Annotated in this window: 17 protein-coding genes; 9 read left to right on the top strand and 8 right to left on the bottom strand. The window is 64.0% G+C overall.

What is annotated here, in order from left to right; all coding sequences use genetic code 11:
* Positions 1-135: 135 nt before the first annotated feature.
* Positions 136-303, bottom strand: coding sequence for a hypothetical protein (locus tag B8446_RS03795; RefSeq protein ID WP_048847456.1), 168 nt, complete (start codon positions 301-303; stop codon positions 136-138).
* 109 nt (positions 304-412) lie between these two features.
* Between B8446_RS03795 and B8446_RS03800 the strand changes: the two genes are divergently transcribed.
* From B8446_RS03800 to B8446_RS03810, 3 genes are all read left to right on the top strand, one after another.
* On the top strand, positions 413-2368 hold the full coding sequence (locus B8446_RS03800; RefSeq protein WP_148505829.1) for a CocE/NonD family hydrolase: 1956 nt from the start codon (positions 413-415) through the stop codon (positions 2366-2368).
* A 120-nt stretch (positions 2369-2488) separates the two neighbouring features.
* Positions 2489-3040: a peptide-methionine (S)-S-oxide reductase MsrA gene (msrA, locus tag B8446_RS03805; protein WP_048847312.1), complete on the top strand. Its 552-nt coding sequence runs from the start codon at positions 2489-2491 to the stop codon at positions 3038-3040.
* A gap of 3 nt (positions 3041-3043) precedes the next feature.
* Positions 3044-4402: a DUF2252 domain-containing protein gene (locus B8446_RS03810; RefSeq protein WP_048847314.1), complete on the top strand. Its 1359-nt coding sequence runs from the start codon at positions 3044-3046 to the stop codon at positions 4400-4402.
* Positions 4403-4956: 554 nt separating this feature from the next.
* On the opposite strand, the gene B8446_RS03815 is transcribed toward B8446_RS03810, so the two are convergent.
* Positions 4957-5718 carry an SDR family oxidoreductase gene (locus tag B8446_RS03815; protein WP_048847316.1) on the bottom strand — a complete coding sequence of 254 codons (762 nt, stop codon included), beginning with the start codon at positions 5716-5718 and terminating at the stop codon, positions 4957-4959.
* 156 nt (positions 5719-5874) lie between these two features.
* Between B8446_RS03815 and B8446_RS03820 the strand changes: the two genes are divergently transcribed.
* Both B8446_RS03820 and B8446_RS03825 read left to right on the top strand, forming a co-directional pair.
* Positions 5875-6294: a hypothetical protein gene (locus B8446_RS03820; protein WP_048847317.1), complete on the top strand. Its 420-nt coding sequence runs from the start codon at positions 5875-5877 to the stop codon at positions 6292-6294.
* Between the two features lie 55 nt (positions 6295-6349).
* Positions 6350-6562, top strand: coding sequence for a helix-turn-helix transcriptional regulator (locus B8446_RS03825; protein WP_048847461.1), 213 nt, complete (start codon positions 6350-6352; stop codon positions 6560-6562).
* Here the strand turns inward: B8446_RS03825 and B8446_RS03830 are convergent.
* Positions 6552-7898: an ABC transporter ATP-binding protein gene (locus B8446_RS03830; RefSeq protein WP_048847319.1), complete on the bottom strand. Its 1347-nt coding sequence runs from the start codon at positions 7896-7898 to the stop codon at positions 6552-6554. The two genes, B8446_RS03825 and B8446_RS03830, sit on opposite strands and share 11 nt — an antisense overlap.
* A complete protein-coding gene (locus B8446_RS03835) occupies positions 7895-9640 on the bottom strand; it encodes an ABC transporter permease (protein WP_048847321.1) in 1746 nt (581 codons plus the stop codon). Before B8446_RS03835 ends, B8446_RS03830 begins: the two co-directional genes overlap by 4 nt.
* 166 nt (positions 9641-9806) lie before the next feature.
* On the opposite strand from B8446_RS03835, the gene B8446_RS16220 reads away from it, so the two are divergent.
* Positions 9807-9956: a hypothetical protein gene (locus tag B8446_RS16220; RefSeq protein ID WP_158507519.1), complete on the top strand. Its 150-nt coding sequence runs from the start codon at positions 9807-9809 to the stop codon at positions 9954-9956.
* Between the two features lie 7 nt (positions 9957-9963).
* On the opposite strand, the gene dut is transcribed toward B8446_RS16220, so the two are convergent.
* From dut to B8446_RS03855, 4 genes are read right to left on the bottom strand one after another with little or no spacing between them, the layout of a single operon-like run.
* Entirely contained in the window at positions 9964-10419 is a 456-nt protein-coding gene (dut, locus tag B8446_RS03840; protein ID WP_048847323.1) for a dUTP diphosphatase, read from the bottom strand.
* A gap of 37 nt (positions 10420-10456) precedes the next feature.
* Complete coding sequence (locus B8446_RS03845; RefSeq protein ID WP_048847463.1) at positions 10457-11512, bottom strand: L-dopachrome tautomerase-related protein; 1056 nt, start codon at positions 11510-11512, stop codon at positions 10457-10459.
* A gap of 53 nt (positions 11513-11565) precedes the next feature.
* Positions 11566-12783, bottom strand: coding sequence for a bifunctional phosphopantothenoylcysteine decarboxylase/phosphopantothenate--cysteine ligase CoaBC (gene coaBC, locus B8446_RS03850; protein WP_048847325.1), 1218 nt, complete (start codon positions 12781-12783; stop codon positions 11566-11568).
* A gap of 4 nt (positions 12784-12787) precedes the next feature.
* Entirely contained in the window at positions 12788-13558 is a 771-nt protein-coding gene (locus tag B8446_RS03855; protein WP_048847327.1) for a class I SAM-dependent methyltransferase, read from the bottom strand.
* Positions 13559-13588: 30 nt separating this feature from the next.
* Here B8446_RS03855 and mutM point away from each other — a divergent pair, with 30 nt between their 5' ends.
* The 3 genes from mutM (at position 13589) to dnaA (ending at position 16652) form a co-directional block, all read left to right on the top strand.
* Entirely contained in the window at positions 13589-14452 is an 864-nt protein-coding gene (gene mutM, locus B8446_RS03860) for a bifunctional DNA-formamidopyrimidine glycosylase/DNA-(apurinic or apyrimidinic site) lyase (RefSeq protein ID WP_048847329.1), read from the top strand.
* A 171-nt stretch (positions 14453-14623) separates the two neighbouring features.
* Positions 14624-14893, top strand: a complete 270-nt coding sequence (rpsT, locus tag B8446_RS03865; protein ID WP_048847331.1) for a 30S ribosomal protein S20 — start codon at positions 14624-14626, stop codon at positions 14891-14893.
* A gap of 313 nt (positions 14894-15206) precedes the next feature.
* A complete protein-coding gene (gene dnaA, locus B8446_RS03870; protein ID WP_048847334.1) occupies positions 15207-16652 on the top strand; it encodes a chromosomal replication initiator protein DnaA in 1446 nt (481 codons plus the stop codon).
* The last annotated feature ends 101 nt before the right edge of the window (positions 16653-16753 follow it).

The following is a 16753-nucleotide window of genomic DNA, read 5'->3' on the forward strand; positions in this document are numbered from 1 at the left end:
GTCCTGACACTCTCGTTTCGGATTGGCTATCGAATCTGCGAGTGCCGGGAGGTAGTGCCGATTCCCGGACCGATCAAGTAATTTTCAGCAAGGCCGATCCATGTTCTACGAAACAATCGTGCGAATACGAGGAGGTCAGGCCATTTTCGCCTCGTAATCGCGCCAGGCAAGCACCGCCCAGACCGCGGCCGGCAGCCAGCCGATGATCGTCAGATGAAGAAGCACACACAGGATCCCGGCGAACGGGCGCCCGATGGTGAAGAATAGGAGCCACGGCACCAGGAGTGCGATCAACAGGCGAATCATCGAAAGACAAGCTCCTCTGAACAGATGTCCCGAGATGGGAACGATGCGACCTCGCGTCGGTTGCGGTTCAGTCCGGAGGTGCTGGTCGATCACGCGGACGCATGGCATGCTCATTCTCATGATTGCATCCCGTCGCAAACGCTCAGGCGTTCTCGCTCTCCTCTGTTCGGTGGCGTTGGGCGCCGCCGGCTGGTCCGCTCCCGCCCAAGGGCAGGTCGATCCCTCGATGATGCAGGACGGCAGCGACATTCCGCAGCACGCAGCCCTGCCGACCGATGCACGGGACTATATCAAGCAGGACGTCATGATCCCGATGCGGGACGGCGTGAAACTGCACACCGTCATCGTCATCCCTAAGAACGCACACGATGCGCCAATCCTGCTGACGCGCACGCCCTATCATGCGTCCGAGCGCGCGGAGCGTATCCCGGGCGCCAATTCGATCCGGTCCATCCTGCCGGAAGGTGATGGCGTATTCGTGGACGAGGGCTACATCCGCGTGTTTCAGGACGTGCGCGGCAAGTACGGTTCGGAGGGCGACTATGTGATGACCCGGCCGCCGATCGGGCCGCTCAATCATTCGAAGACCGACGACACGACCGATGCGTGGGACACGATCGACTGGCTCGTGAAGAACGTGCACCAGAGCAATGGCCGCGTCGGGATGACCGGATCGTCCTATGAGGGCTGGACGGTCGTCATGGCGTTGCTGAATCCGCATCCGGCGCTGAAGGTGGCCGCACCCGAGAGCCCCATGGTGGACGGCTGGATGGGCGACGACTGGTTCCATTACGGGGCCTATCGCCAGGCGAGCTTCGATTATTTCTCGATGCAGATGATGCGGGCGGGAAGTGGCGACCCGATCCCGCGCGACGACGCGGACGATTACACGACCTTCCTGCGTGACGGCTCGGCCGAAGGTTTCGCAAAGCGCGTCGGCCTCGATCAGTTCCCGTGGTGGCAACGCGTTCACGCCAATCCGTCATACGACGCGTTCTGGCAGGAGCAGGCGCTGGATCACCTGATCGCCAGGCGGCCGCTGACCGTGCCCACGATCTGGGAACAGGGGCTGTGGGATCAGGAAGACATGTGGGGTGCGATCCATTCCTGGCTCGCGATCAAGGCCAACCACCCGTCAGTGCCGAACATTCTTGTCATGGGACCGTGGCGCCACAGCCAGGTCAACTACAACGGCAGCGAACTCGGCCCGCTCCATTTCTCGGGCGACACGGCGCTCTGGTATCGCAGGAACGTCATGCGGCCGTTCTTCGACACCTATCTGAAGCCCGGCTCGAAGCAGGCGTCCTTCCCGCAGGCGATCATCTACAACCCCGGCGCGGATCACTGGGATTTCCTGCCGCACTGGCTCGATCACTGCACCACGACCTGCATCGGCGAGGGCCGCAGGCTTTATCTGCAGGCCGATCATGGCCTCGGTTTCGGCAACGCGACCGAAGGCGCGGACAGCTATGTCTCGGATCCGGCGCACCCGGTGCCGTTCGTGACGCGCCCCTATGCGTTCGCGAACAGTGCCCGCTGGAAGCCCTGGCTGACATCGGACCAGCGTTTCGCGGAATCACGCCCCGATGTGCTGACATATGAAACGCCGGTGCTCGATCATCCCGTACACGTGAGCGGTGTGCCGACAGCGGACCTGTTTGCCGCGACCACCGGGACGGATGCGGACTGGGTGGTGAAGGTCATCGATGTCTATCCCGGCGTGACGCCCGATACGCCTGCGATGGGCGGCTATGAACTGCCGATGTCGATGGACATCTTCCGCGGCCGCTATGCGCATGATTTCGCGCATCCAGCAGCCATCCCGTCCAACAGCGTTCAGGAATATCGCTTCACGCTGCCGGCCATCAATCACGTCTTCCAGCCGGGCCACCGGATCATGGTGCAGATCCAGTCGAGCTGGTTCCCGCTCTATGATCGCAACCCCCAAAAGTTCGTGCCGAACATCTTTGATGCCAAACCGGCCGACTACATATCTGCGACCCAGACGATTCATCGTGGCGGCGCGCAGGCCAGCGCGATCGACCTGCCGGTCGTCCCGTAATAGTGCTGGGCATGCGGACGTGCGGCGAAAACCGCTGCGCGTTCGCTGTTCCTGTATCTGCGCCCGGCACGCCGCGTGACGGTGGGTGCGTCTGACATCGCACAAGAGGATCTGACCCGCATGACAAACAACACGGCGCCTGCACGGGCGATATTCGGTGGCGGCTGCTTCTGGTGTGTCGAAGCCGTCTTCAAGGACCTGCGCGGTGTCAGCAGCGTCAAGCCGGGATATGCCGGGGGTCATGTGGATCACCCGAGCTACGAGGCCGTCTGCACTGGTCGTACCGGACATGCCGAAGCAGTCGAGATCGCCTTCGACCCGGACGAAATATCCTATGCCGATCTGCTCCGGGTGTTTTTCACGACGCACGATCCGACGACGGTCGATGCCCAAGGCAACGACATCGGGCCGCAGTATCGCTCCGTTGTCTTCGCGCTCGACGACGGTCAGGCCGAGACGGCCCGGCGCGTACGGGACGAAATCGATGCGGAAGGCATCTGGCCTGCGCCGATCGTGACCGAAATTGCGGGACCCGCACATTTCTGGGAGGCGGAAGCCAAGCATCACGACTATTTCGCGCGCAATCCGGAGTCCGGTTACTGCCGGGTCGTGGTGGCGCCGAAGGTGGCGAAGGCGCGCAAGCTCTATCGCGACCGCCTGAAAGCGGCCTGAGGCGTGATCCTGCGCCGTGAGCTCGAAACCCGCGACGAACGCAGGACACGCGGCCGTGCGCTGCGCGGCGCGGTGCGGCGGCGCGAGAACGCCGACTGGCTGGCGGCCCCCGGGCGCCGCGACCCGATCGATATCCTGATCAGACAGGGCGAGAGCCGGATCGCGGAGCTGCTGCCGATCCGCTATGGCCGCATGCAGACATCGCCGCTGGCCTTCCTGCGCGGAGCTGCGGCGGTCATGGCGTCCGATCTCGCCACGACGCCGGTAGCCGGCATCCCGGTTCAGGCTTGCGGCGACTGCCATCTCAACAATTTCGGGAGCTATGCCACGCCGGAAGGCATAGCTGTTTTCGATATCAACGATTTCGACGAGACGCATCCGGCGCCGTTCGAATGGGATCTCAAGCGGCTCGCAACCAGTCTCGTCCTGGCGGGACGTCAGGCCGGGGCTTCATCCCGCGGAGCACGGGATCTGGCCCTGTCGGCGGCGCACGCCTATGTCGCCGAGATCAGGCGATTGGCCGGCCTGTCTCCGCTGGCCGCCTGGTACACGCGCATCGATCTCGAATCGGTTATCGAGGCTATCCCGAAGCATCGCGTCCGCACGCATCTGCAGCGTCGGTTCAGTCAGCAGATCGCAAGCGTCCGCGGTCAGTTCGGCATCGTCGATCATGGCCGGCTGCCCCGGCTGGTCGACCGGCCACCGCTGATCGAACGCCTGCCGAGCCATGACGAGACACTGCGCGCGGCATTTGCTCGTTACGTTGCCCAGCTTCCCCCGGAGCGCCGAATGGTGGTCGAGCGCTACCGGCTGCGGGACATCGTGTTCAAGGTGGTCGGCGTCGGCAGCGTCGGCACGTTCTGTGCGCTGGGGCTCTATACGACGGAAGATGGGCAGTCGCTGATCCTGCAGATCAAGGAAGCGCAGCATTCCGTGCTGGAGCCTTACACAGCGCCATCCGATTTTTCGAACATGGGCGAGCGCGTGGTTACGGGGCAGCGCGTGATGCAGGCGGCCTCGGACGTCTTTCTCGGATGGACGCGCAGTCAGGGCACGAAGACACAGACGAAGGACAGCGCCGGCGCGGGCCGGGAGTTCTACGTGCGACAGGCCAAGGATTCACGCCTGGCCTCCCTGAGCGAGCAGATCGAGGCCGATCTGCTCGACGTCTATGCTCCGTTGTGCGGTCGGGCGCTGGGACGCGCGCATGCCAGATCGGGCGATACTGCGCTGTTGTCCGGTTATCTCGGGCGCGGCCGGTCGTTTTCCGATGCGATTGCAAGTTTCGCGGTTCTTTATGCCGACCAGACGGAACGCGATTACAAGCAGTTCATTGCTGCCTGTGAGCATGGGCGGCTGTAGGCGGCTATATCGCAGCCAGCGTCCAGTCGTCCCGGGGCAGCTTTCAGACGCGGCCTGTTCATTGCAGGCGCATTGTCCAAAAGCGTTGCGCGCGTCGTGTTGCTTGAGGGCACACGCCTGAACGCTGCAAGACATATACAGGTGGAGCGGGCGGCCACGACCGCGCACGGACCGCCTCTCTTCGGCATTAGACCTGGCCATTCTGAGCTGTCCACATTAACGATAGCTTAAGCCGGATTGCCCTGCGATCTGCACTGGCCACTGCATGGCCCCCTGGAACATCCCGGCTGCCGACAGTCATTCGCTGCAGTGTAGTGTCGAACGTCATCTGCCGGTCAAGAACTGTCACGCACGTCGCGTCCGGTTTTTTGCTGTCCGGCGTGATGCTGGTCCGGCTGCGTATCATGAGGCCGACCGCCGGTTACCGATCCGGCATCGCGCCGGACAGGGTGAGGGAGCATATGCGGATTGTCTGGAAGCACGAGGGTCTGTCGGCACTCGTCATATCAGGCGTTCAGACAGGAAGCTGTCCGCTCGCATATGACGGGTGCCGCTTATCGCCCCCCGGAGGCCGTCAGTGTCGTGCCAAGCACAAAGGAGGAGGCTGGCGACAGGAGCCATGCAACAGCTTCCGCGATCTCGTCGGGCTGACCGACGCGGCCGATCGGAACGGATTTTTCCGCAGTCTCGCGCATGTGATCCGACGTCATGCCGGTCTCCACAATGCCGGGAGCCACCGCGTTCACACGAATGCCTTCCCGCGCAACCTCGGCTGCCAGTCCCTTGGCCAGCGTATCGATAGCGCCCTTGGTGGCGGCGTAGGGCACCAGCCCACCGAGCCCGCCCAGACGGCCCGCTACTGACGACAGAAGCACGATACCGCCGCCCGGGCCGCCATAACGGGTCGAGAGCCGACGAATGGCTTCCCCCGCGCACAGCATCACGCCAAGCACGTTGACATTGAACAGCGCGGTCAGATCTTCCGCCGTCTGCTCGTCCACCCTGGCCTGCGTGCCGAGGATACCGGCATTGGCAACCAGCGCCCGGAGTGGCCCCAGCTCACGTTCGACCTGGACGAACAGGCCCGGGATTGCCGCGTGGTCGCCAAGATCCGCATGGAACGCGGCCGCCATGCCGCCGGCTTCGCGAATCCGGTCCACGACTTCCTCGGCCTTGGCGCGGCTGCTGCCATAGCCGACGCCGACCGCATAACCGTCCTGCGCCAGACGGTCGCAGATCGCGCGTCCGATCCCGCGCGAGCCTCCCGTTACAAGGGCAACCGGTGGAATGGCCTGATCAGCGATACTCTTGCTCATGGGGCTGCTCCTGTCCGTTCAAAGACGAGGACAGAAAGCGGCGCATGGCGATTGGTTCATGAGGCATGAATTCACTTGTCTCGTGTGATACCTCAAGGTTACATGTCACCTGAGGGTTACACCCTGTGTTTTATTGGCCGGGTAATGGAGAGAGGCATGCTCACGGAGATCGAACGGGCGGAGCGGGGGCGGACGACCATGGCGATCACGTTCTACATCTGCGCGGTAGCCATCGTCCTCATGGAAGTGTCGGCATTCAACGAGACGGCGAGCCCTGCGCTGATCGCCTCGTTCATGACGATCAGCGCGACCTACGCATTCATTTTCTCAGGGCTGCCGCACCGCATCATGCCGGCGTCACGGTCCCATTTCTTTTATGACGAGACGGCCCGGGATTTCAGGCGCGATGCATTGGCGGTCGGGTTCTGGGCATCACTCGCATCCGCGGGTGCACTGGTCTGTGTCGACGGCTTCATTGTGCCTCTCTCCGCATTTCAGGCGCTTCGCATCGTGACGGGGGCTGGGATCGCCGCCACCTTGATTGCCAATGCAACGCTGGAACTTCGGGCCGCATGATGCCCGAACGCGCGGACCGCGCATTGCCGGACCGTCAGATGGTGCCGAGCCGCTGATGGCCGAGACACTTCTCAATACGCTCAGGTCTGAACGTGACCGGCTGGGACTGACACAGGCCGCACTCGCGGAGCGCTGCGGCGTCAGCCGCAAAACGATCAATACGGTGGAGAACGGGGTCTTCGTTCCGTCCACGATCCTTGCGCTGAAGCTTGCGGCAGCGCTCGACCGGCCGGTCGAGGCGCTGTTCAGGATCGAGTCTACTCCTTGACCTCTTCCAGCTCGAACTGGTCGGCTTCCTCGTCGAAATCGAACAGTTCGGCATAGCGTGCCCAGTTGATCGCCGTGTGCAACGTCTGCTGCGCGTAGTCGGGCGACATCGTGTCTTCCAGCTCGCTGCGGAAGCGGTCGGCATCGGCGCTGTGGTTCGGTCGTTCGTCGAGCACGGCCCGGATCGCACGCACCAGCGGCACGTAATGCAGCAAGGCTGCGCGCATGATCTCCTTGCGTTCGTCGAGTTCGGCCTGCACGAAGCGCGCGCCTTCCGAGGTCAGCAGGATGTCGCCGTCTTCCAGCTCCGCGAGCTGGAGCAGCTCGAGCGACTCACACAGCGGAAACAGGTCGTCGAGCGCCATCTGTAACCGCTCGGCCAGCAGCGGCAGGTCGGCGCGGCCATTCAGCGGTGCCGCCGCGAGCGTTTCCAGCAATCCCACCATCACGTTGATCGGCAGATCCGGCAGGACGACGGACAGCGGCGGCGGTGCCTGGGACACGGCTCCGGTCGCTTCAGACACAATCGGCGCGCGACGGGTCATAAGCGAATAAATCTCGTCCACGAACTGGCGAAACGCCGGATCGGCCCGGTTGCGGGGATGGGCGAACGGCACCACGAGCTCATGGGAAACCCGGCCCGGATTGGACGAGAAGACGAGGATGCGGTCGCACATCAGCACGGCCTCCTCGATATTGTGCGTCACGATCAGCATCGACTTGATCGGCAGCTTGCGTTCCGACCACAGCTCGATGAGATCGGTGCGCAGGTTCTCGGCCGTCAGCACATCGAGTGAGGAGAACGGCTCGTCCATCAGCAGAAGATCGGGGTGCACGACGAGCGCACGGGCAAGACCGACGCGCTGGCACATGCCACCCGAGAGCTCGCGCGGATAGGCGTTCTCGTAACCGCCGAGCCCGATCAGATCGATGGCGTCGTTCGCACGCTTCTCGCGCTCGCTCCGCTTCATGCCGCGCGCCTTGAGGCCGAGTTCCACGTTGTCCCGCACCGTCAGCCACGGAAACAGGGCGAACGACTGGAACACCATCGCGACGTCGGAAACCGGCCCGTCGAGCACGCGTCCGCGCCATGACACCTCGCCGGACGTCGGCGCGATCAGGCCCGATATGATCCGCAGGAGCGTGGACTTCCCCGAACCCGAACGGCCCAGGAGGCCCACGATCTCGCCCGCGTCCAGCGTCAGGTTCACGTCGTCCAGCACCACGAGGTCCGTGGCGCTCTCCTTGTGATAGGCCTGCCGGCAGTGACGCAGAGAGACCAGTTCCTCACGCGTGGCGGCATCCATGCGACGCTCCTCGTATATCGACGCGCTCATGCAATGCCCCCGGACGGATCGCGATTGGCGAAGCGTCGGCCGACATAGGTCTGCAAGGGCAGCCAGACCAGCTGATTGATGGCAACCACATAGGCCGCCATCATCGCAACGCCGAGCGCCACATGCGCCGTATTCCCATCCTGCGTGGCGGTCGCGATGAAATCGCCCAGACCCTTGGCATGCAACGTCACGTCTCCCCAGCGCGCCATTTCGGCCAGGATCGATGCATTCCATGCACCACCTGCGGCTGTCACGGCGCCGGTCGCAATATAGGGCGCGATGCCCGGCAGCATGACCGAGCGCCACCACAGGGTGCCGCGCAGGTCGAGATTGCGGGCGGCTTCGAGGAGTTCCGACGGGAACACAGATGTGCCGGCCACCACGTTGAACAGGATGTACCACTGCGTGCCGAGCACCATGAGCGGCGTCAGCCAGATGTTGGCGTTGAGGTGGAAGCGTACGATGACGACCACGAAGACGGGAAAGAAAAGGTTGGCGGGGAAGGCGGCCATGAATTGTGCAAGCGTCTGCGCCCGGCGCGCCCAGCGCGGTCGCAGGCCAAGCCACACACCCGCCGGGATCCAGACGGCACAGGCGAGGACCACCATGCTGACGACCCGTGCCAGCGTCAGCGCGCCACAGATTGCCGCATTCCAGAAATCCGCCGGCGCCACGCGACCATCGGCCAGCGTCCAGACCCCGTAGGCGCAGATCACGCAGAGCAGGGCGATGCCCATGCGCCAGAGGTTGCGGCCAACAGGCGTCTCCAACGCATCAGGCGCCGTCCAGCGCGGGCTGCCGCCAATACGAAGTGTTCCGAGACTTGCAAGGCTTTCCGCGATCCGCTCGCCGAACTGACGCAGGAGCCGGGTCCGGCGCCATGCCGTCAGCACCCATGGATCCGGGGCCGCACCCTCGGGCGACTGCCCGACACGGAACCGGCCCGACCAGGCGACCAGCGGACGAAAGATAAGCTGATCGTAGGCCAAGATGACGAGCGCCATGGCAATGATGGCATAGACGATCGCAAGCCCGTCGCGCCGGGCGATCGCCTCTCCGACATATGAGCCGATGCCGGGAAGGGCGACCGTCGTGTGGCCTACGGCAATGGTCTCGGCGGCCACCAGCATGAACCAGCCGCCTGACATGGACATCATGGCATTCCAGACCAGAGAAGGCACCGCCGACGGCACTTCGAGCCGCCAGAATCTCTGCCATGACGTGAGGCCGAAGCCACGGGCCGCCTCGATCAGGTCCGGCGGCACCGTTCTGAGCGACTGGATCATCGCAAAGCCCATATTCCAGGCCTGGCTCGTGAAGATCACGAAAACCGCAGCACATTCCGCGCCGAGAATCCGGCCCGGGAACAACCCCATGAAGAACACGTAGGTGAATGTCAGGAAGCCGAGAATCGGTGTCGACTGAAGGATGTCGAGCAGCGGGATCATGATCCGGCCTGCAAGCCGGCTTTTCGCTGCGATCACCGCATAGGTGAAGGTGAAGACGAGCGATGCGCCGAGGGCCGTGAACATGCGCAAGGTCGTGCGCAGGGCGTATTCCGGCAGGTAAAGCGGCGAGAGGCGGATCGTGGACATGCCGGCCGGCGCGATCGGCGCGAGCGTGTGGCGCGCAACGTCCGCGAACGACAGCGCCAGCACCAGCAGGCAGAGAAACGCGGCCAGATCGGCGAGGTTAGGGCGCGCGGGGGCAGCCACCCTCATGGTCAGGCCCTGCGTCGTCATCCTCTCCCCAAGCTATCGTTTTCGACTGTGACAGCACCCTAGCTCGGCCCGAGCAGGATCGGCAATCGCGCGAGTCCGACATCATGCCCGCGTGGTGACATCGATCACTACGGCCGGGTTTCGGCAGCTGCTACCGGAAAGCAGGTTCTGACAGGAGTTAGCCGCGATGAACGATCTTCATGCCGACGCGTCCGACCGGGGGGCGCCCGGCGTCAATCCCACGGTTCATTACCTGTTCGAGCGGGCAGGCTGGATGCTCTGGCCGCTCGCCTGGGTGCTGGTCGGAGCCATGGCCCATTTCATCGCGCACCTTTGAGGTTGCGTTATCGGCCCGTGCTGCCGAAGCCGCCCTGACCCCGGACGGTGTCATCGAGCGTATCGCGCTCGTCCCATGATACGCGCATCACGGGCGCGATGACGGCCTGCGCGATCCGCAGCCCCCGCGTGATGACGAACGTCTCGCTACCCCCGTTGAAGACGATCACACCGAGCTCGCCGCGATAATCCTCGTCGATCGTGCCGGGGCTGTTAGGGAGCATGATGCCGTTCTTCAGGGCGAGCCCCGAACGCGGGCGGATTTGAAGCTCGTAGCCCGGCGGCAGCGCGATCCGCAGGCCGGTCGGCACCAGCGCGCGGGCACCGGGGGCAAGCTCGAGCGCATCTGTGACAGCCGCCAGCAGATCCATGCCGGCCGCGCCATCGCTCGCATAGGCCGGCAAGGGCAGGTCGTGCGCATGTGCCAGACGGGAAACACGGACCGGAATTGTCGGAGCAGTCATCGCGTCTGTCTGCCTCGGAGACCGGCCGGCTGCAAGCCTATCGGGCGGGTTTGAGATGCATGTCCATGCGATAGATCGCAACCGGCAGTTTCACCCGGGACTGGCCGTCCGGCTGAAACGTTGCCGTCCGGTCGAGCTGGACCGCCGGTATCCACAGCCGCCCGTGGGAGTCGATCCACATTGCATCCGCCCAGACCAGACGCGGGTCGGCAATCAACGTCGAAGCGCGCCCGTCCGGTGAAATCTTCAGGATCTTCAGATGGTCCACGTCCGAAACGTAGAGGTTGCCGTTTCCATCGATGGCGGTCCCGCCGGTCGTCGGCGTGTCATAGACCTGACGCACCTGCGCCTCGAGCTGGGCCTCCGACAGGTTCGGGTCCTCGAGGGCCGCGGCGGGGGCTGCGAACAGTGGTCCCGAACTCGGCTGAAAATAGACTGTGTGACCATCCGGCGCCGTTTCGATCTGGTCGGCTTGAATACGGGCCGGTTTGCCGCCGGTCGTCAGGACGTGGCCTTCAGCCATCATGTCCCGCTCGTCCGTCGTTGAACGGGCATGCTGCAGGACACGGCGTTCAGATCCGTCGCGCGTATCGATGACGACCAGCGCCGGATCGCCTGCATCCGTCAGGAAAAGGAATGGGCCTGCGAACCGCAGATCATCGATGTAGGAGTGTGGCGTGACGGCCCGATCCAGCGGGATCACATGGTCGACAGTATTGTGCGAAAGATCGATCGCCACGAGCTTCGGCCTGGCACCATCAGGTGGGTTTTCCTTGCCACCGACATTGGCTTCACCGGAATCCACGACCCAGAGCTTGCCATCCGGCCCGATCCGGATCGCATTGACCCGAACGAAACTGTGGGCCGCATCATGCGTCCGGGGCCAGGCATTCCAGTTCGCATCGGGATAAGGGTGAGGCCGGTTTCGATGGTCCAGCTCGGTGACGGAGGGCCCTGTTGCCTTGCCGCCGCCCCAGTAGGGAAACGAGATAAAGATCCGTCCGTCATCCGATACGGTGACAGCGTTCATGACCCGATCGGAGGTGATGATCGTCTGAAGGGCCGGGGCCGCGCGGGCCGAAGAGAGAAGCATCAGTGCGACAGCTCCTGCGAACGGAGCGAAGGCAATCCAGCGCCGCTTTCTCTTCAAATCCGCTGTCCTTTCCTGCTGGCGAACCACTCCACCATTCGGGCGACCAGTCTCCGCGCCACGGCGTGCTTGTCCAGCTCCGGCCACACTTCGCAACCGTTCTCGTCGATCACATCGACCTGATTGCGCGCGCCGCCGAATGTCGTCGTACCCGGGCTGACGTCGTTCGCCACGATCCAGTCGCATCCCTTGCGCGCGCGCTTGGCCGTGGCCTCCCGCACGACATCGCCGGTTTCGGCGGCAAAGCCGATCACAAGGGACGGACGCTCAATGTGGGCCGCAAGCGTTGCCAGAATGTCGGGATTAGCTTCGAGCGTGAGCGTTGGCGGAGACGCATCCGGACGCTTCTTCAGCTTCGTGGCGCTGGCCTCGCGCACGCGCCAGTCGGCCACTGCCGCCACGCAGATGGCCGCGTCCGCCGGCAGCGCGCTTTCGCAGGCGGCAAGCATCTCGCGTGCCGTCTCGACATCGATCCGCGTGCAACCGGGTGGGGCGGGCAGGGCCGTCGGCCCGCTGACCAGCGTGACCCGCGCACCGGCTTCGGCAAGAACTTCGGCAATCGCATAGCCCTGGCGGCCGGACGAATGGTTCGTGATGGCGCGGACGGGATCGATGGGCTCGCGTGTCGGGCCGGCGGTGACGAGCACATGTCGCCCCTTCAGGGGCTGCTTCGGCAATCCGACGATGGCCTCGAGAATGGCGGCCGGTTCCGACAGACGCCCGGGCCCATATTCCCCGCATGCCATGCCGCCATCTTCGGGCCCCACGAACCGCACGCCGCGGGCTTTCAGCAGGGCGACATTGGCTTGTGTTGCCGGGTGGAGCCACATGCGCACGTTCATGGCGGGGGCCACGAGCACGGGCTTGTCGGTCGCAAGGAGAACGGTCGTTGCAAGATCGTCGGCGATGCCGGCCGCCATGCGGGCCAGCAGGTTGGCGCTGGCCGGGCAGACGACGAGCAGATCGGCCGAACGCGACAGCGCGATATGGTCGATCTCGCTGTCTTCCGACAGGGAGAACAGCGCCCGGTGCACCGGCTCGCCGGACAGGGCCTGAATCGAAAGCGGGGTGACGAACTGCTCGGCCGCATCCGTCATGACGCATGGCACATCGACGGATCGCGCCCGGAGCAGCCGGATCAGTTCGAGGCTTTTGTAGGCCGCAATGCCCCCACCGACGATCAGCAGGACGCGCGCGGGCTGCGCCCTGGTCATCGGATCAGAGACGCCAGCCGGAATGGATCGCAGCGATACCGCCGGACAGGCTGCGATAGCGCACCTGCTCGAGGCCGGCTTCGCGCATCATCTCGGCCAGCGTCTCCTGATCTGGGAACATCCGGATGCTTTCCGCGAGATACTGATAGCTCTCGCTGTCCTTTGCGATCATCTGGCCCATCCGAGGCAGGACACCGAAAGACCACGCGTCGTAGATCGGCGCGAGGGCCGCGACCTGCACCTTCGAGAATTCCAGACACAGGAACTTGCCGCCCGGGCGAAGGACGCGACGCGCCTCGCGCAGCACGGCCGACTTGTCCGTGCAGTTGCGCAGGCCGAATGCGATCGACACACGATCGACGCTGCAATCGGCAAGCGGAATGGCCTCCGCGTCGATCACGCAGAACTCGAGATCCGGGAGATAGCCACGTGTCGCAGCCCGGTCGCGCCCGACCGACAGCATGGCTGCATTGATATCGGAAAGGATCGCGGGCCCGCCACCACCGGCGAGCCAGCCGAAGCTGATGTCGCCGGTGCCCCCGGCCAGATCCAGCAGCCGTAGATGCGGCGCGGGCGCGAGCTGCGTCGCGAAGATCCGCTTCCAGACCCGGTGCACACCCAGCGACATCACGTCGTTCATGACATCGTAGCGCTTGGCGACACTGTCGAACACGCCGCGCACGAGAGATTTCTTGTCGGCGGTCGGGACGTCCCGGTATCCGAAATCGGTCGTGTCGTCGTACGGGCGGGGAGCGATGGGGGCGTTGTCGGTCATGGCACCACCGATATAGGCTCAGGCGCTGCGATGCCAGAGCTCCCCGAAGTCGAAACCATCATGCGCGCCATGCGTGCCCGTCTCGAAGGCCAGGAGGTCGCCCATGTCCTGCTGCGACGGGCCGACCTGCGCTGGCCGATCCCGCCGGCCCTGCCAGGCGTCCTGACCGGTCGCCGGATCGAGGGATTCGCACGGCGCGGGAAATACATCCTCATGCGCATAGCGGGCGGCCAGACCATGCTCTGGCATCTCGGCATGTCCGGCCGGATCGGCCTGTCGGACGTGACCACGCCCAATCCTGATGGAAAGGATGCGCAAGCGCTGACACATGAGCATGTCGTCCTGCGGACGGTCGAGGGCACGCGTGTCGGGCTGACGGATCCCCGTCGCTTCGGCGCGGTCGACCTCGTGACGACGGCCGGGGAGGAGACACACAAGCTTCTGGCGCCCTTGGGGATCGAGCCCCTCAGCCGGGACTTCAATGCAAAAGCGTTGGGCGCGCTTCTGGCCGGACGACGAACCCCCATCAAGGCAGCATTGCTGGACCAGCGGCTGATCGCGGGCCTTGGTAACATCTATGTTTGCGAGGCCCTGTACCGTGCGGGCATTCATCCCGCCCGCCTCGCAGGATCACTGGCCCCGCAGGAGGTACAGGCCCTTGCCAAGGCCGTGCCGCCCGTGTTGCAGGAAGCCATCAGCGCCGGTGGATCGTCCTTGCGGGACTACAGGCAACCCGATGGCGAACTGGGCTATTTTCAGACGGCCTGGCGCGTCTATGGCCGGGAAGGCGAAGGATGCCCGACATGTCCCGGAATGCCCGACTGTCCCGGCGTTCAGCGGATCGTCCAGTCCGGTCGATCCACATTCTTCTGCCCCAGGCGACAGACTCCATGAGCCAAGGATTTCCGCGCTTGACGTCGGGGCACCGCCTGGACTAGACCCGGCGCTCTATTGCCGATGCCAAGGCTCTCGACCTGCTCAATGCGGTCCTGAAGCCGGATCGTCCGGCCCGAAAGATCACGCGACAGATCGCACAACGCATTACACTGGACCGACTGAGAAGACATGGCCAACACCGCTTCAGCGCGCAAGCGCATCCGTCAGAACGAACGCCGCAACGCTCGGAACACGGCTCGCATGTCCCGCATGCGCACCTTCATCAAGAAGGTCGAGCTGGCAATCTCCAGCGGCGACAAGACGCAGGCAGCCGAGGCTCTTCGTGCGGCACAACCCGAGATGCAGCGCGCGGTCGGCAAGGGCGTCGTTCACGCCAACACGATCAGCCGCAAGATCTCGCGCCTCTCTGCGCGCGTGAAGGCACTCGCGAGCGCCTGATTGCGCGATACTGGGGCTTTTCTGCCCCGGTTATGACTTTCGCAAGTCAAGTAAAAGCCGGAGTAACTTGATTTCAAGTTGCTACCGGCTTTTTTGCATTTATAGGCCACGTATTTAGTTCGCCTCTTGTTCCAAGTTTGGCAGAATTCGGGCGGATGATGCGATGATATCCTTGCCTCGGACGGGCAGCTCTTCTATCTTGGCCCCATCGTCGAACGATCGGAATTGCCCAAGGGGATACGGCACGGTGGAGACTTTTCCGCCTGCCAGAAGCTCGTGGCTTTGTCTTGTCTGCTGGAAAGAGGGGGCGTGAATGGCGGATGAAGGCGGAACGCACGGCGCACCATTCGGAGCAACGGTCGCGGATGCATCGGATACGGTTTCGGATGCCGTGCTGGGGTCACATTGGGCTGCAATCAGCGGACGCCTGAAGACGGAAGTCGGCGAGGTCGAATACCGAACGTGGCTGCGCCAGATCACGCTCGGCCCTCTGGATGAGGACGAGCTCGTCCTGTTTCTGCCGACACGCTTTCTGCGGGACTGGGTCCGTGGGCAGTATGGCGACCGGCTTCAGCAGCTCTGGCAAGGCGAGACGGGTTTCGTCCGCCGGATCGAACTGCAGGTCCAGCGGAACAAGGCCGTGGTGGCCGATGACGGCGAAGTCATGCCTGCCGCGCGGATCGAGGCCGTTGTCGAAGAGCCTGTGCGTGCGGCTGCCACCGACAAGACGTCCGATCTCGCAGCGCCGCTCGATCCACGGTTCACGTTCGACAGCTTTGTCGTCGGCAAGCCCAACGAATTCGCCTACGCCTGCGCACGCCGGGTCGCCGAGAAGCCATCGAGCCCCGGCTTCAATCCGCTGTTCCTCTATGGCGGTGTCGGCCTGGGCAAGACGCATCTCATGCACGCGATCGGATCAGAGCTGACACGCGGCGGCCGTGTTTCGGTCGCCTACATGTCGGCCGAGAAGTTCATGTACCGCTTCATCGCGGCAATCCGGTCGCAGTCGACCATGGAATTCAAGGAGCAGCTGCGCTCGGTCGACGTCCTGATGATCGACGATCTGCAGTTCCTGATCGGCAAGGACAACACGCAGGAAGAATTCTTCCATACGTTCAACGCGCTCGTCGACGCCGGACGCCAGATCGTCGTCAGTGCCGACAAGAGCCCGTCCGACCTGTCCGGCCTCGAGGATCGTCTGCGCACGCGTCTCGGCTGCGGCATGGTCGCCGATATTCACGCGACGACATTCGAGCTGCGTATCTCGATCCTGGAAGCCAAGGCCCTGGCATCGGGCGTCATCGTGCCGGCCAAGGTTCTGGAATTCCTGGCGCACAAGATCACGTCCAACGTGCGTGAGCTCGAAGGCGCGCTCAATCGCCTGATCGCCCATGCAAACCTGTTCGGCCGGCCCATTACCCTCGAAAGCACGCAGGAAGTCCTGCACGACATCCTGAAGGCGCACGATCGCCGTGTGACGATCGAGGAAATCCAGCGCAAGGTTGCGGAACACTGGAACATCCGTCTGACGGACATGTCGTCCGCGCGGCGGGCCCGGGCCGTCGCGCGCCCGCGTCAGGTGGCAATGTATCTGGCGAAGCAGCTCACCAGCCGCTCGCTTCCGGAAATCGGCCGCAAGTTCGGTAATCGCGACCACACGACGGTGATGCATGCCTGCAAGAGCATTGCGGCACTGATGGAACGTGATTCCGCATTCGCCGAAGATGTGGAGCTGATGCAGCGGATGCTGGAAAGCTGAGGCAGCTCGCTCGGCAGGAGCCTGTCACGCCTCCGCACCATTCAGCAGCTCTCCAATGGCCTAATACCAAAGGGCATAGCTGCTGACTCGTTGGTGATGTG

Source organism: Tanticharoenia sakaeratensis NBRC 103193 (assembly GCF_000963885.1).
Taxonomy (GTDB): domain Bacteria; phylum Pseudomonadota; class Alphaproteobacteria; order Acetobacterales; family Acetobacteraceae; genus Tanticharoenia; species Tanticharoenia sakaeratensis.

What these genes read in the sequence shown, in the direction of transcription:
- B8446_RS03855 (WP_048847327.1), bottom strand. Translation starts at nt 13,558, where the DNA reads ATGACCGACAACGCCCCCATCGCTCCCCGCCCGTACGACGACACGACC.
- rpsT (WP_048847331.1), top strand. Translation starts at nt 14,624, where the DNA reads ATGGCCAACACCGCTTCAGCGCGCAAGCGCATCCGTCAGAACGAACGC.
- mutM (WP_048847329.1), top strand. Translation starts at nt 13,589, where the DNA reads ATGCCAGAGCTCCCCGAAGTCGAAACCATCATGCGCGCCATGCGTGCC.
- dut (WP_048847323.1), bottom strand. Translation starts at nt 10,419, where the DNA reads ATGACTGCTCCGACAATTCCGGTCCGTGTTTCCCGTCTGGCACATGCG.
- B8446_RS03800 (WP_148505829.1), top strand. Translation starts at nt 413, where the DNA reads ATGCTCATTCTCATGATTGCATCCCGTCGCAAACGCTCAGGCGTTCTC.
- msrA (WP_048847312.1), top strand. Translation starts at nt 2,489, where the DNA reads ATGACAAACAACACGGCGCCTGCACGGGCGATATTCGGTGGCGGCTGC.
- B8446_RS03815 (WP_048847316.1), bottom strand. Translation starts at nt 5,718, where the DNA reads ATGAGCAAGAGTATCGCTGATCAGGCCATTCCACCGGTTGCCCTTGTA.
- B8446_RS03845 (WP_048847463.1), bottom strand. Translation starts at nt 11,512, where the DNA reads ATGCTTCTCTCTTCGGCCCGCGCGGCCCCGGCCCTTCAGACGATCATC.
- B8446_RS16220 (WP_158507519.1), top strand. Translation starts at nt 9,807, where the DNA reads ATGAACGATCTTCATGCCGACGCGTCCGACCGGGGGGCGCCCGGCGTC.
- B8446_RS03820 (WP_048847317.1), top strand. Translation starts at nt 5,875, where the DNA reads ATGCTCACGGAGATCGAACGGGCGGAGCGGGGGCGGACGACCATGGCG.
- dnaA (WP_048847334.1), top strand. Translation starts at nt 15,207, where the DNA reads ATGGCGGATGAAGGCGGAACGCACGGCGCACCATTCGGAGCAACGGTC.
- coaBC (WP_048847325.1), bottom strand. Translation starts at nt 12,783, where the DNA reads ATGACCAGGGCGCAGCCCGCGCGCGTCCTGCTGATCGTCGGTGGGGGC.
- B8446_RS03835 (WP_048847321.1), bottom strand. Translation starts at nt 9,640, where the DNA reads ATGACGACGCAGGGCCTGACCATGAGGGTGGCTGCCCCCGCGCGCCCT.
- B8446_RS03825 (WP_048847461.1), top strand. Translation starts at nt 6,350, where the DNA reads ATGGCCGAGACACTTCTCAATACGCTCAGGTCTGAACGTGACCGGCTG.
- B8446_RS03830 (WP_048847319.1), bottom strand. Translation starts at nt 7,898, where the DNA reads ATGAGCGCGTCGATATACGAGGAGCGTCGCATGGATGCCGCCACGCGT.